The sequence below is a fragment of the Serratia sp. LACPHL-BACT-2024-00286 genome, from assembly GCF_043109535.1.
Classification (GTDB): domain Bacteria; phylum Pseudomonadota; class Gammaproteobacteria; order Enterobacterales; family Enterobacteriaceae; genus Serratia; species Serratia sarumanii.
The window spans coordinates 905,792-919,113 of sequence record NZ_JBICNA010000001.1 but is presented as its reverse complement, the minus strand read 5'-3'; the positions used below and the strand labels follow the sequence as shown (position 1 = coordinate 919,113).

Sequence of the window (13,322 nt, the reverse complement as noted above, 5' to 3'; positions counted from 1 at the left end):
GTTATTGACTGGCGGCGCTCATTTGGTGATTAATGTTAGCCTGATTTTCACCTTACCTATAAAAAACAGGAAGTTAACATGGCATTAACCACGCATAAAATGGAAAGCGGCCTGGCCGTAACAGTTCGTTTACCTGAGAATCAGGCCAAGGTTCCGGCGATTATTCTGTGTCACGGCTTCTGCGGCATTCAGGAGCTGTTGCTGCCGGCCTTTGCCGAGGCCTTCGTCAACGCCGGTTTTGCGGCGGTGACGTTTGACTATCGCGGCTTCGGCGCCAGCGAGGGTGAACGCGGGCGGCTGGTGCCGGCGCTGCAGATTGAGGACATTCTGGCGGTGAGCCGTTGGGTGCAAACGCAGCCGCAGATCGACAGTGAGCGCATCGGCCTGTGGGGCACATCGTTTGGCGGTTGCCACGTGTTCGGCGCTGCCGCGGCCGATCCGGCCATCAAGTGCATCGTTAGCCAGCTGGCCTTCGCCGACGGGGAAACCATCGTGACGGGGAAAATGGCCGCCGACGAAAAACAGGCGTTCATCGCCACGCTGGACAAAATGGCGGAGAAGAAACAGGCCACCGGCAAAGAGATGTTTGTCGCCGTCACCCGGGTGTTGAGCGATGACGAGTCGAAAGCGTTCTTCGAGGAGAACAAGGCGCGCTACCCGGCGATGGACATCAAGATCCCGTTCCTGACCGTGCGCGAAACGCTGCGCTATCAGCCGCGCGACAATGCGGCGCGCGTCACATGCCCGGTGCTGGTGGTGGTGGCGGGCAACGATACCGTCAACCCGCCGGAGCAGGGCATCGCGCTGTATGAGGCGGTAGGCAGCGCGAAAAAGGCGCTGCACGTCGAGCAGAATGCGAAGCACTACGACATGTACGCCGGCCCGCATTTCGCCGGCATCATCGGCCGTCAGATCGCCTGGTTCAACGAGCACCTGTAATATCGTCCTCCTCCTGGCGCAGAAATGCCACCAGCCGCTGCGCCGGCAATGGCAGCTGCGCCCGTTCGCGCACCACGATCGACAGACGCCGGATCGCCCAGTCGTCCGTCAGCGGCAGGGCGTTGCGCAGGATCTCGGGCAGCCGCCGGGCGCTCTCTTCCGGCACCACCGCCAGACCGGCGCCGCGCAGCACCATGCGGCAGATGGCGTCGAAATTGGCGGCGCGCGCCCGCAGCCGCATCGGGCCGCCGCTGCGTATCGCCAGCTGCTCCAAATGCTGTTGCAGCGCGCTCTGTTCCGGCAGGCCGATAAAGTCGAAAGGCAGGGCGTCCGCAAAGCTGAGCTGGCGGCGGCCGCTGAGCGCATGCCCCGGCGGCAGCGCCAGCACCAGACGATCCTGCCGGAAGGGGTAGCTTGCCAGCCCGCGCAGATCGGCATGATCCGCCACGATGCCGATATCCGCCGCCCGTTCGGCGATCGCCTGCGCGATGGCTGGGCTGGGCAGCTCCTCCAGCGCGATGTCGGTGTACGGGTGCAGCACCAGAAAATCGGCCAGCAGTTCCGGCAGAAAAGCGTCGGCGGCGACGGTATTGGCGACGATGCGCAGCTGGCTGCGCTGGCCCGGTGCGAACTCGGCCATGTCGCCGCGCAGCCGGTCGCGCTGCTGCAGCAGCACGCGCGCGTGTTGCAACAGGCGTTCACCGGCGGGCGTCGCCTGGACGCCGCGCGGATTGCGCGTCAGCAGCGCCACGCCGGCCTGTTGCTCCAGCCCGCGCATGCGTGCGCTGGCGGCGGCCAGCGACAGCCCGACGCGCTCGGCGCCGGCGGTGATGCTGCCGGTCTCGAGCACCGCCGCCAACAGCCGCAGATCGATAAAGTCAAAATGCATGCGTTCTTCCTCTGTCTTTGCCGCAGGCAGGCTCTGCCATTGCCGCATTGTGCCGTGGCGCGGCGCCGGCCACAATCGGGCCGTTGATTCGCCATAAGGATAGACGCATGTCGCTGACGTTACTCGAAATTGTCGCCCTGACGGGCATTTTTACGCTGGCCGGCACGGTCAAAGGGGCGATCGGTTTGGGATTACCGACGGTGTCGATGGGGCTGCTCAGCCTGATGATGCCGCCGGGGCAGGCCGCCGCGCTGCTGCTGTTGCCCTCATTGATCACCAACCTGTGGCAACTGCTGTGCGGGCCGCGGTTGGGGGCGCTGTGCCGTCGGCTCTGGCCGATGATGCTGTGCGTCACGCTGGGCACCTTGCTGAGCGCCGGCGCGCTCACCGCCATCGACGGCCGCCTGGCGCCGCTGGCGCTGGGCATTTGCCTGACCGGCTATGCGCTGTTGGGTTTTACCCGTTTCGACTGGCGGGTTTCCGCTGCGGCGGAGCCGTGGCTGGGGCCGCTGTGCGGCCTGTTGACCGGCGTGCTGACCGGCGCCACCGGCGTGTTCGTCATACCGGCGGTGCCCTATCTGAACGCATTGGGTCTGGCGCGTGACGATCTGGTGCAGGCGCTGGGGCTGTCGTTCACCGTCTCGACGCTGGCGCTGGCCGCCGGATTAGCCTGGCATCAGGTGCTGCCCGGCGCGCTGCTCGGTGTTTCGCTGTTGGCACTGCTGCCGGCGTTGGCCGGCATGTGGCTGGGCGGGATCGCGCGTCGTCACAGCAGCCCGCTGATTTTTCGTCGCCTTTTCTTTATTGGGTTATTCATCTTGGGCGTTGAGATTATTTGGCGTTCAATTAATTGAATCGATAGCACCTACGTGTAATCAGGTTCGGTATATTATTCTGGGTTTTATTCTAATATGATGGTTTTCGATATTTTAAATACACTTTGCTTATTGGTTTGTTTATGAAATACAGAGTGGTTATGGATTGTTATTAGTGTATTTTACTTTTGCAACTACAACCCGTTTTAAACAGGGTAACCCCAGTGAATCCATAGGAGAATATTGATGAAGGAAATTTTAAGCAGCCAACTCGATGCGGTGTCGGGTGGATGGCAGGATCGAGATGGGAGTGGAAAAAGATCGTCTGATAACGGAGGCTCCGGTTCTTCAAGTCGCGGCGGAAATAACGGCGGTGACCGCGGGCTTCAGTCATTCCTGTCAAAAAATAGCCCGTATGGCAGTGGTTCCGGCGCCAGTGGTTTCTGGGGGAATGGCAGTTCTGCAAGAAATGGGTATGGCGGCAATGGCACTGGGCCGAGAGAAGCCAGAGAATTCGGAACCAAACGCTAATTAACTGATGCAATCCCAGCACAGAAGTAAAATTCTGTGCTTTTATGGGGTATATGATGAATAGATATGTTGTTTTTATAAAGAGTGATGAATCAAGAGTGCTAAGAAAGGACGTGGTTACACGCGAAATCATTAAGGATATGAAGCTGAAGGGCTTCAGAAAGCATCATGTCGAAGTAGAGGCTGATAACGAAAGCGATGCCATTAACAAATTAAATAAGAACAGCAATGACTATTTGGATTCATTGAAAAATTTTTCCGGTGATTTATTGCTCTGTTCTATTTGTGTTATTGTGATGGCGATCGTCTATTTTTTTAGCTAAGCCATAATCCAGCATTGAATCATTCAAGTTTTCCATACTATAGTTTTCGTGGTGATTTAAATGAGCCATCAGGCATTGGGTATTGATTTATCAAAGGTAGAAAGGTCATCCGTTCCAAATATCCTGCATTTTGTATGGATTGGTGACTTAAATGAAGTAAATACGCATTATATCGACATATGGAAAAAAACAAACAAAGATAAGCAGATATTCTTTTGGTATGACCAAGACTCTTCACTGTGCCATTTGCTAAACAATGCCATACGCGATTTCGTCAGCGTCAAAAAAATTAAAAATAAAGTTAAGGCTGAATTAAAAATAAAAAATCAAGCCTTCAAATATATATATCCAAAAATAAAGGCAGGTTTTTCTTTTGATGAGCTCGTTATTGAATTCTTAACCAAGCATAAAATCCCTTATCAGAGACCGCCAAAAGCGATTGAAGACGCATGGTTTGGCAACAGAGGTTTTATAAAAAAGTCTATAACGGAGCTTTTTTGCAATGATTTCGATGATTTTATGAGGTATTATCACTATGAGATTATACTAAGGCATAACATTGCCAGTGCAAGTGACATTGTCAGACTTTTAATTATCTATCAGTATGGCGGTACTTATATAGATGTTGATACGCTCCCATACATTGACAATATATATCATAAATTAAATGAATATATAAGAAAAGAGGGCATTGTCGAGAGTGACTCGTTTCTATTGTTTAAAACCGTATGTTTTTTAAAAAAGATAAATTCAGAAGGGGTGCTGCCTGAAGCCGTGATCGGCTGCGATGAAAATGAGTTAGGGTTAGATGCTGTTGGATTTGAAGAAATCAAAAGGCTTATCGAACTGGATCTCACTGATTTTTCTTTGGATATGATATTGCCATTGGGTGAGACATACGTTCATAAAAATTTATTGGCGCTAGGATCACTCAGAAGATTTAAAGGTGTTTATTTTAATAACTTCATATCCTCTCACCAAAAATCCAAGGCGGTAAGGATCATTCTTAGAGTAATGAAAAAAAGATACCGCTTTTTAGAAAGAAACAATTGCATATTTGACTGTTATATTGATGATGGGTCAAGGTGTTATCTGACCAGGATCTTACCATGGAGGAGCGAGTTAACAACAAGGAACTATTGCGTTACCTCGGTCTTAACGGGGCCGGGTTTAATTGTCGAGGTTTTATTGGGGTTGGCTTATAAGGCCTTTAATATTGGATGTCTGATAGAGCCCTCCAGCATTGCGGAATATATGCAAAATCCTGATTTTGGAATTGCATTGTTTCAACACACTATAGATACCCCTGATGGCGCCTATTCCACGTGGCGCAAATAAAAAGGGATGGTTTGTAATGCAGATTCACTGACGTTCCGCTTGTTTTATTACCAATGCAATAGCCTGTGAATTTGAATATTAGCTTTCAATAAGGGACGCTGATGATGTTTCGCCAGGAAGCGATCGATAATCAGAAAATGAAATGGCGTGGTCGGGCCATCCTGCTACCCGGTATTCCCTTTTGGCTCACGGCAGGGCTCTGCCTGTTTTTTCTCATTGCTTTTCTCACCTTCGCCATCGCCGGCACCTATACCCGGCGGGTCAACGTGACCGGCGAAATCAGCACCTATCCCCGGGCCGCCAACGTCTATTCCGCCGTCCAGGGGGTGGTGGTCAAACAATTCGTCACCGAAGGGCAGGTGATCGCCGCCGGCGCGCCCATTTACCAGATTGACGTCAGCAAAAGCACCCGCAGCGGTGTCGTCAGCGATAACCAGCAGCGGGATATCGACGGCCAGCTGGCGCGCATTGCGCAAATCATCAGCCGGCTGGAAAGCAGCAAGCAGGCCACGCTTACCATGCTGGAACAGCAGAAGGCGCAATACACCGCCGCGTTCACCCGTTCAACCGACATCCTCAAACGCGCCCAGGAAGGGATACGCATCATGAAGGAAAATATGGAGAATTACCGGCACTATCAAACCAAGGGATTGATCACTAAGGATCAGCTCACCAACCAGGTGGCGCTGTATTACCAACAGCAGAACAACCTGCTGGGCCTGTCCGGCCAGAACGAACAGAATTCGCTGCAGATCACCGCGCTGGAAAGCCAGATCCATATCCAGGCCGCCAACTTCGACAACCAGATTTACCAGATGGAGCTGCAGCGCCACGAGCTGCAGAAGGAGCGGCTCAACATTGATGCCGGCGGGGCGATCATCGTTCGCGCGCTGGCCGACGGCCGCATCGATTCGCTGAGCGTCACGGTTGGCCAGATGGTCAACGTCGGTGACAGTCTGCTGCAAGTGATCCCCCACAATATCGCTCACTACGCCCTGGTGCTATGGGTGCCCAACGACGCCATCCCCTACATCGCCGCCGGTGACAAAGTCAATGTGCGTTATGACGCCTTTCCGGCGGAGAAATTCGGCCAGTTTGCCGCTACGGTATCCGTCATCTCCAAAGCCCCGGCCTCACCGCAGGAAATGCTGACCTACCAGGGGGCGCCCAAAGCGGCGCTGACCGCCGCCGTGCCGTACTACAAGACGATCGTCATTCCGGAAAAACAGGTCATTGCCTATGACGGTAAACGTCTGAGCCTGGAAAACGGCATGAAAGCGCAAAGCACCCTGTTTTTGGAAAAAAGGCAGATTTATCAGTGGATGTTGTCACCGTTTTACGACATGAAACACAGCGCGACGGGGCCGATCAATGAGTAAGCCCACGTTCAAACAGCGGATCAGCCAGCTGGATCTGCGGCTGCGCCAGCGGGTTCCGATGGTGCACCAGACCGAGTCGTCAGAATGCGGGCTGGCCTGCCTGGCGATGATCTGCGGTTACTATGGTAAAAACGTCGACCTGATCGCGCTGCGTCGGCAGTTCAGCCTGTCGACCCGCGGCGCCACGCTGACCGGGTTAACCGGTATAGCCGAACAGCTGGGCCTGGCCACTCGCCCTCTATCACTTGATATTGACGAGCTCAGCGCGCTGAAACTCCCCTGTATTTTGCACTGGGAGTTCAACCATTTCGTGGTGCTGGTCAGTATCAAGGGGCACCGCGCGGTGCTGCATGATCCGGCGCGCGGGCACCGGGCCATCAGCCTGACGGAACTGTCGCACAGTTTTACCGGCGTGGCGCTTGAGGCCTAGCCCGGCAGCGCCTTCACCGCCGGCAGCGTCCGCCACCGCATTCACCTGCGCGCGCTGATTGGCAGCGTACACGGTCTTAAGGGGGCGCTCGGCAAAATCTTTTGCCTGTCTCTGGTGTTCGAAACCATCAACCTGGTGATGCCCATCGGCACGCAGCTGGTGATGGATCATGCTATTCCCGCCGGCGATCGCGGGTTACTGACGCTCATCTGCGTTGGTCTGATGCTGTTCATCCTGCTGCGGGCAGCTGTCGGCATGGTGCGCGCCTGGTCCGGGCTGGTCATGTCGACGCTCATCAACGTGCAGTGGCAATCCGGGTTGTTTACCCACCTGTTGCGCCTGCCGCTGGGCTACTTTGAACGGCGCAAGCTGGGTGACATTCAGTCGCGCTTCGGCTCGCTGGATACGCTGCGCAGCACCTTCACCACGAGCATTGTCGGGGCCATCATGGACGGCATCATGGTGATCGGCGTGCTGGTGATGATGGTGCTGTATGGCGGCTGGTTGACCTGGGTGGTGATTGCGTTCACCGCGCTCTACGTGCTGATGCGGCTGCTGACCTACGGCTATTATCGCCAACTGTCCGAAGAAGCGCTGGTCAGGGAGGCCCGCGCCGGCTCGTATTTTATGGAGACGCTGTACGGTATCGCCACCGTCAAGATGCAGGGCATGGCGGAACGTCGCATTGCCCATTGGCTCAACCTTGAAATCGACACCATCAATACCGGTATCCGGGTCACCCGTATGGACATGCTGTTTGGCGGGATCAACACCTTGATTGCCGCCTGCGATCAGGTCGTTATTCTTTGGCTGGGAGCCAGCCTGGTGATCGATAACCAGATGACCCTCGGCATGTTCGTGGCGTTCGGCGCCTTTCGCGGGCAGTTTTCCGACCGCATCGGGTCGCTGACGGAATTTTTGCTGCAGTTGCGCATGATGAGCCTGCATAACGAGCGCATCGCCGATATCGCCTTGCACCCACGAGAAAACCGTAAACCGGACCTTCCTTACGCGGCGGGCCTGCAACCTTTGGGATTGACGACCCATGCCCTGAGCTATCGTTACGACAGCCAGTCACCGGCGGTCTTTGATGCCTTGGACATCAGTGTTGCGCCGGGCGAGAGCGTGGCCATCGTGGGCCCGTCGGGCGCCGGCAAGACCACGCTGATGAAGGTGCTGTGCGGGTTGTTTCCCCCGGACTCAGGGCGGGTTGAGGTGAACGGCGTCGATATCCGGCAGCTTGGCATCAACAACTACCACAAGATGATCGCCTGTGTGATGCAGGACGACAAGCTGTTCTCCGGCTCGATCCGGGAAAATATCTGCGGGTTCGCGGACGAGGTGGACGACGCCTGGATGGAAGCCTGTGCCCGCGCCAGCTATCTGCACGACGTGCTCATGCGTATGCCGATGGGGTATGAAACCCCGATCGGCGAGCTGGGGGAAGGATTGTCCGGCGGGCAGAAGCAACGCCTGTTCATTGCCCGGGCGATTTACAAGAAGCCGGCGATTTTGTTCCTGGATGAGGCCACCAGTGCGCTGGATAAGGAGAGCGAAGCTGTGGTGAATCAGGCCATCAAGAGACTCAATATCACGAAGGTGATCATTGCCCACCGTGAAACGACCATTGCGTCGGCAGATCGGGTCATACATTTTGGATAAGGGGGGATATCACCAGCGGCACCGGCCGTTAACCCTGTTTTGCCCCCTAAAAACCCAATAAGCTCAGGCCTGCGGGCCGCCAAAATGGTCCCCCACATGCCGGCGAGTTGGTCCGAACGGCGATGGGGCAAGGCTATTTTTTCTGCCCGCTCCGGTTTTCAATTTACTGGGCGCTTACATTGCGCGATATTCTGGTTTTCTGATGGGCTAAGGCGGATGAGGGAACCATGACGGACAGCCAGGCGTTTGAACAACAAAGCCTCGACAATCTGCTGAGCTATTGGCGGCGCCATCGCCGCCTGCCGGGCGCGCGCTATCCGGCCGGCCCGACCGATACCCTGTGCGACGTGCCGGGCGTCAGCGTCGGGCATCACACCTTGGCCGACGGCGAATGCCAGACCGGCGTTACCGCCATCGTGCCGCCGGGCGATCTGTTCAACCAGCCGTTGCCGTGCGGCAGCGCGGTGCTCAACGGCTTCGCCAAACCGCTGGGGCTGGTGCAGCTGAACGAGCTGGGGGTGCTGCAAACGCCGATCCTGCTGAGCAACACCTTCGCCGTCGGCACGCTGTTCAATGCCATGGTGCGGCGCAGCTGTCTGCGCTACCCGCAGATCGGCCGCGGCAGCGCCACCATCAACCCGCTGGTGCTGGAGTGCAACGACGGCTACCTCAACGATATTCAGGCGATGGCGGTGCGCGAGGAGCACGTCTTCAGCGCGCTGGATAACCATTCCACCCGCTTTGCGCGCGGCAGCGTCGGCGCCGGGCGCGGCATGAGCAGCTTCGGCCTGAAAGGCGGCATCGGCACCGCCTCGCGCTATTGCCCGGGGCTTGGCACCACGCTCGGCGTGCTGGTGCTGGCCAACTTCGGCACCCTCGACTCGTTGACGCTGAGCGGCGTGCGCGTTGGCCAGGCGCTGGGCAGGCTGCTGGCGGATCCGCCGCCGCAGGTGGACGCCGGTTCGGTCATTATCATCATCGCCTGCGATCGGGCGCTGGACAGCCGCCAGCTTAACCGCATCGCCCGCCGAGCGGGCGCGGGCCTGGGGCGAGTGGGCAGCCATTGGGGGCACGGCTCCGGCGATATCGCGCTGGCGTTTTCCACCCGGTTGCTGGGGGCCACGCTGCCGGACGAACGGCTGGAGCCGCTGTTTGCGGCGGCGGCGGACGCCACCGAATACGCGGTGTTGGATGCGTTGCTGAGCGCCGAGGGCGTCAGCGGTTTCCAGCGGCACGATCGCATGGCGCTGGGCCCGCTGCTCGATCGGCTGGCGGAAAATTAAATAACGGGAGCGTGACGTGAAAGTCTTTATCTCTGCGGATATCGAAGGTATCGCCGGCGTAATGCGGCCGGAGCAATGCAACCCGGCCCATGCCGACTATGCGGCGGCGCGCGAGCTGATGGAGCAGGAGGTCAACGCGGCCATCGACGGCGCTTTCGCCGGCGGGGCCACCGCGGTGACGGTGGCCGACAGCCACGCCATGATGCAGAACCTGCGCGCCGATCGCCTCGATGGGCGCGCGCGCCTGGTGCAGGGTAAACCGCGTGGGCTGTCGATGGTGGAAGGGCTGCAACACCAACGTTACGACGGCCTGATGTTCATCGGCTACCACAGCGCCGCCGGCGAGCATGGCGTGCTGGCGCATACCATCAACGGCCGGGCCTTTTACCGCGTCAGTCTGAACGGCGAAGCGGTGGGCGAAAGCGATCTGTACGCGGCGGCGGCGGCCGAGTTGAACGTGCCGCTGTGGCTGGTGAGCGGCGACGACGAGCTGCAACGCTGGGTAGCGGAACGTTACCCGCACGTCGGCTATGCCTGCGTCAAGCGTGCGATCTCGCAAACCGCCGCCGAATCGCTCAGCCCGCAGCGGGCGCGCGCCGAGATCCGCGAACGGGCAATGCAGCAGGTGCGCCAGGGCGGGAAGCTGCCGGTGGAGCGCCGCTTCATGCCGCCTTACCGGCTGACGCTGATGGCGGCCAAACCGGTATTGGCGGATCTGTTCAGTCTGGTGCCCGGCGTGGAGCGCCAGGACGCGCTCACCGTGGCCTTCGACAGCGACAACATGGCGGCGCCAATCCGCCTGCTCAGCGTCTTTTCGTATCTGGCGACGACGCAGAATTGATGCACGATGTGCGGGCTACCCGCCCGCAGCGCACGATTCCTCAACGAAAAAATCCCTTATCAAGATTAGGCCTGCTGGATAATAGGCTACGCTAATTATTGCTCTGTTGCGCTATGTCACCCGACGGGCGCAACAACCCATTTCCATAACAAGATTTGTTTCGCCGAAGGCAGTGACGCCTTCGGCTTTTTTGGAGTCATGAGCAATGAGCATATCCCAAGTTCCGCTTTCGCGGCGGCGGTTTATCGTCGGCGCCGGGGCGTTGGTGATCGGCGCCTATCTGCCGTCCACCGGCGCGCTGGCGCGGTCGAATGCCCCGGCCGCCTCCGGCGCGGCAGCGTTTGACGCCAACGCCTTCGTTCAGATCGGCGCCGACGGCGTCGTCACCGTCATCAGTAAACACACCGAAGTGGGCCAGGGGGTCTATACCGGCATGGCGACGCTGGTTGCCGAAGAGCTCGATGCCGACTGGGCGCAGGTGCGGGTCGTCGCCGCGCCGGTGGACACCCATATCTACAAAAACCTGGCCTTCGGATTCCAGGGCACCGGCGGTTCCAGCTCGGTGGCCAATGCCTATGAGCAAATGCGCCGCATGGGCGCCATGGCGCGCGCGCTGCTGGTGCAGGCCGCCGCGCAGAGCTGGAAAACCTCGGCGCAGGAAATCACCGTGCAGGCGGGCAAGATCCGCCATGCCGCCAGCGGACGCGAAGCGGGCTTCGGCGAATTCGCCGCGCTGGCCGCCACGCTGCCGCCGCCCGATCCCGCCAGCCTGACGCTGAAGGATCCGGCCAATTTCACCCTGATCGGCAAAACGCGCGGCCTGCATCGCGTCGATTCGCTGGCGAAAACCAACGGCAGCGCGCAGTTCTCGCAGGATATCCACGAGCCGGACATGCTGACCGTCACCATCAAGAAACCGCCGCGTTTCGGCGGCAAGGTGGCGGCCTTCAACGCCGAGCGCGCGCTGGCGGTGCCGGGCGTGGTGGCGGTGAAACAGGTTGCCACCGGCGTGGCGGTTTACGCCAAAAATACCTGGGCGGCGATCCAGGGGCGGGAGCGGCTGAAGGTGACGTGGGACGACGCGCAGGCCGAACGGCGCAACACCGAGGAGATCTACGCCGAATTCCGCCAGGTGGCGCAGAAAACCGGCGTGGTGGCGAAGAGCCACGGCAAGCCGGACGAGGTGTTCGACAAGGCCGACAAGGTGATCGAGGCCGAATACACCTTCCCGTACGTCGCCCACGCCCCGATGGAGCCGCTCGACGGCTATCTGTTCTGGGACGGCGAGAGCGTCAAGGCGCACTACGGCTGCCAAATTCAAACGCTCGATCACAAGCAGCTGTGCGATCTGTTCGAGTTGCCGCCGGACAAGGTGCAGATTGAAACCATCCTGGCGGGCGGCAGCTTCGGCCGGCGCATCGATTTAGGCAACCCGACGCTGGGGCCGGATCTGGCGGCCGACATGGCGGCGGCGGCCAAGGGTATCGGCCCCGGCCACGGCGTGAAGGTGGTATGGACGCGCGAGGACGACATCCGCAACGGCTGGTATCGCCCGATGATCCTGCACCGCCTGCGCGGCGCCATTCGCGGCGGCAAGGTGGTGGGCTGGACCGATACCGTGGTCGGCCACTCCTGGACGCGCCACAGCGCGATGGATGCGCTGGTGGTCAACGGACTCGATCAGATGATGGTCGAGGGCGCCAGCGAAGTGTCATACACCTTCGAAGCCTTCCGCTGCGATGCGCACATCGTGCCCGGCAAGGTGCCGACCACCTCGCTGCGGTCGGTCGCCAGCACCCACACCGGCCACGCGGTGGAGAGCTTTATCGATCAACTGCTGCAGGAAACCGGCCAGGATCCGGTCGAAGGGCGGCTGGCGCTGATGGGCGACGCGCCGCGCGCGGCGGGCGCGCTGCGGGCGGTAGCGAAAGCCGCTGACTGGCAGGGCGCGAAAGTGGTGGACGGACGCGCGCGCGGCGTGGGCGTCGCCAAGGCGTTCGATACCTATGTGGCGCAGGTGGCCGAGGTGTCGATCGGCGAAGGCGGCATCCCGAAAGTGCACAAGGTGTGGTGCGCGGTGGACTGCGGCGTGGCGGTGAACCCCGACGTGATCCGCGCGCAGATCGAGGGCGGCATCGGCTACGGCCTGAGCATGGCGCTGTACGGCAATATCACGCTGAAAGACGGCGTGGTCGAACAGTCCAACTTCAATAACTTCCGCCCGCTGCGCATCGATGAGATGCCGGAGATCGAAGTGATCATCGTGCCCTCGAGCGAGAAACCGACCGGCGTGGGCGAGCTGGGGGTGCCGACCATCGCCCCGGCGGTCGGCAATGCGCTGGCGCTGCTCGGGCGGCCGCGCACCTCGCTGAGCCTGCCGCTGCATAATCCCACCGCGAACCCGGCGTCTGACAAGGAGAGAACCTGATGATTCAATTAACCGTAAACGAGCAGCCGCTGACCTTCGAGGGCGATCCGCACATGCCGCTGCTGTGGTTCTTGCGTGACGAAGCCGGCCTGACCGGCACCAAGTTCGGCTGCGGCATCGCCATGTGCGGCGCCTGCACCGTGCATCTGGACGGTGTGCCGGTGCGTTCGTGCATGACGCCGGTCTCCGCCGCCGTCGGCAAGAAAATCACCACCATCGAAGCCGTGGGCGCCACGCCGGAAGGCAAGGCGGTGCAGGAAGCCTGGCTTGATCTGGACGTGGTGCAGTGCGGCTACTGCCAGTCCGGCCAGATCATGAGCGCCAGCGCGCTGCTGGCGCAAAGTAAAAATCCGAGCGATGCGGACATCGACGCGGCGATGGGCGGCAACGTCTGCCGCTGCGCCACCTATGTGCGCATTCGTGCCGCCATCCACCAGGCCGCCAAGGCGTTGGGTTAGGGAGAG

At 59.3% G+C, this 13,322-nt stretch carries 11 protein-coding genes and 1 pseudogene; 11 read left to right on the top strand and 1 reads right to left on the bottom strand.

Features of this window, described 5'->3' with window-relative positions; genetic code table 11:
* Window positions 1-78: 78 nt before the first annotated feature.
* Window positions 79-939, top strand: coding sequence for an alpha/beta hydrolase (locus ACF8MC_RS04310; protein WP_033655284.1), 861 nt, complete (start codon window positions 79-81; stop codon window positions 937-939).
* On the opposite strand, the gene ACF8MC_RS04305 is transcribed toward ACF8MC_RS04310, so the two are convergent.
* Window positions 923-1,828, bottom strand: a complete 906-nt coding sequence (locus ACF8MC_RS04305) for a LysR substrate-binding domain-containing protein (protein WP_033655283.1) — start codon at window positions 1,826-1,828, stop codon at window positions 923-925. The two genes, ACF8MC_RS04310 and ACF8MC_RS04305, sit on opposite strands and share 17 nt — an antisense overlap.
* Window positions 1,829-1,935: 107 nt before the next feature.
* On the opposite strand from ACF8MC_RS04305, the gene ACF8MC_RS04300 reads away from it, so the two are divergent.
* The 10 genes and pseudogenes from ACF8MC_RS04300 to ACF8MC_RS04255 all read left to right on the top strand — a co-directional run bounded on the left by ACF8MC_RS04300 (window position 1,936) and on the right by ACF8MC_RS04255 (window position 13,316).
* A complete protein-coding gene (locus ACF8MC_RS04300) occupies window positions 1,936-2,682 on the top strand; it encodes a sulfite exporter TauE/SafE family protein (RefSeq protein ID WP_164104919.1) in 747 nt (248 codons plus the stop codon).
* A gap of 207 nt (window positions 2,683-2,889) precedes the next feature.
* Window positions 2,890-3,174, top strand: a complete 285-nt coding sequence (locus tag ACF8MC_RS04295) for a hypothetical protein (protein WP_154231898.1) — start codon at window positions 2,890-2,892, stop codon at window positions 3,172-3,174.
* A 56-nt stretch (window positions 3,175-3,230) separates the two neighbouring features.
* Window positions 3,231-3,497: a hypothetical protein gene (locus ACF8MC_RS04290; RefSeq protein WP_033655287.1), complete on the top strand. Its 267-nt coding sequence runs from the start codon at window positions 3,231-3,233 to the stop codon at window positions 3,495-3,497.
* Between the two features lie 60 nt (window positions 3,498-3,557).
* A complete protein-coding gene (locus ACF8MC_RS04285; RefSeq protein WP_164104920.1) occupies window positions 3,558-4,835 on the top strand; it encodes a TcdA/TcdB catalytic glycosyltransferase domain-containing protein in 1,278 nt (425 codons plus the stop codon).
* 104 nt (window positions 4,836-4,939) lie between these two features.
* On the top strand, window positions 4,940-6,214 hold the full coding sequence (locus ACF8MC_RS04280; protein WP_033638481.1) for an HlyD family secretion protein: 1,275 nt from the start codon (window positions 4,940-4,942) through the stop codon (window positions 6,212-6,214).
* A pseudogene (locus ACF8MC_RS04275) lies at window positions 6,207-8,306 on the top strand (peptidase domain-containing ABC transporter). The gene ACF8MC_RS04280 and the pseudogene ACF8MC_RS04275 overlap by 8 nt, the downstream one beginning before the upstream one ends.
* Before the next feature lie 227 nt (window positions 8,307-8,533).
* A complete protein-coding gene (locus ACF8MC_RS04270) occupies window positions 8,534-9,589 on the top strand; it encodes a P1 family peptidase (protein WP_033648254.1) in 1,056 nt (351 codons plus the stop codon).
* Between the two features lie 16 nt (window positions 9,590-9,605).
* Complete coding sequence (locus tag ACF8MC_RS04265) at window positions 9,606-10,430, top strand: M55 family metallopeptidase (protein WP_033648255.1); 825 nt, start codon at window positions 9,606-9,608, stop codon at window positions 10,428-10,430.
* A gap of 205 nt (window positions 10,431-10,635) precedes the next feature.
* Window positions 10,636-12,858, top strand: a complete 2,223-nt coding sequence (locus tag ACF8MC_RS04260; protein WP_164104921.1) for a molybdopterin cofactor-binding domain-containing protein — start codon at window positions 10,636-10,638, stop codon at window positions 12,856-12,858.
* On the top strand, window positions 12,858-13,316 hold the full coding sequence (locus ACF8MC_RS04255) for a (2Fe-2S)-binding protein (RefSeq protein ID WP_025302752.1): 459 nt from the start codon (window positions 12,858-12,860) through the stop codon (window positions 13,314-13,316). Before ACF8MC_RS04260 ends, ACF8MC_RS04255 begins: the two co-directional genes overlap by 1 nt.
* The last annotated feature ends 6 nt before the right edge of the window (window positions 13,317-13,322 follow it).

What these genes read in the sequence shown, in the direction of transcription:
- ACF8MC_RS04270 (WP_033648254.1), top strand. Translation starts at nt 8,534, where the DNA reads ATGACGGACAGCCAGGCGTTTGAACAACAAAGCCTCGACAATCTGCTG.
- ACF8MC_RS04290 (WP_033655287.1), top strand. Translation starts at nt 3,231, where the DNA reads ATGAATAGATATGTTGTTTTTATAAAGAGTGATGAATCAAGAGTGCTA.
- ACF8MC_RS04280 (WP_033638481.1), top strand. Translation starts at nt 4,940, where the DNA reads ATGTTTCGCCAGGAAGCGATCGATAATCAGAAAATGAAATGGCGTGGT.
- ACF8MC_RS04295 (WP_154231898.1), top strand. Translation starts at nt 2,890, where the DNA reads ATGAAGGAAATTTTAAGCAGCCAACTCGATGCGGTGTCGGGTGGATGG.
- ACF8MC_RS04305 (WP_033655283.1), bottom strand. Translation starts at nt 1,828, where the DNA reads ATGCATTTTGACTTTATCGATCTGCGGCTGTTGGCGGCGGTGCTCGAG.
- ACF8MC_RS04255 (WP_025302752.1), top strand. Translation starts at nt 12,858, where the DNA reads ATGATTCAATTAACCGTAAACGAGCAGCCGCTGACCTTCGAGGGCGAT.
- ACF8MC_RS04310 (WP_033655284.1), top strand. Translation starts at nt 79, where the DNA reads ATGGCATTAACCACGCATAAAATGGAAAGCGGCCTGGCCGTAACAGTT.
- ACF8MC_RS04285 (WP_164104920.1), top strand. Translation starts at nt 3,558, where the DNA reads ATGAGCCATCAGGCATTGGGTATTGATTTATCAAAGGTAGAAAGGTCA.
- ACF8MC_RS04300 (WP_164104919.1), top strand. Translation starts at nt 1,936, where the DNA reads ATGTCGCTGACGTTACTCGAAATTGTCGCCCTGACGGGCATTTTTACG.
- ACF8MC_RS04260 (WP_164104921.1), top strand. Translation starts at nt 10,636, where the DNA reads ATGAGCATATCCCAAGTTCCGCTTTCGCGGCGGCGGTTTATCGTCGGC.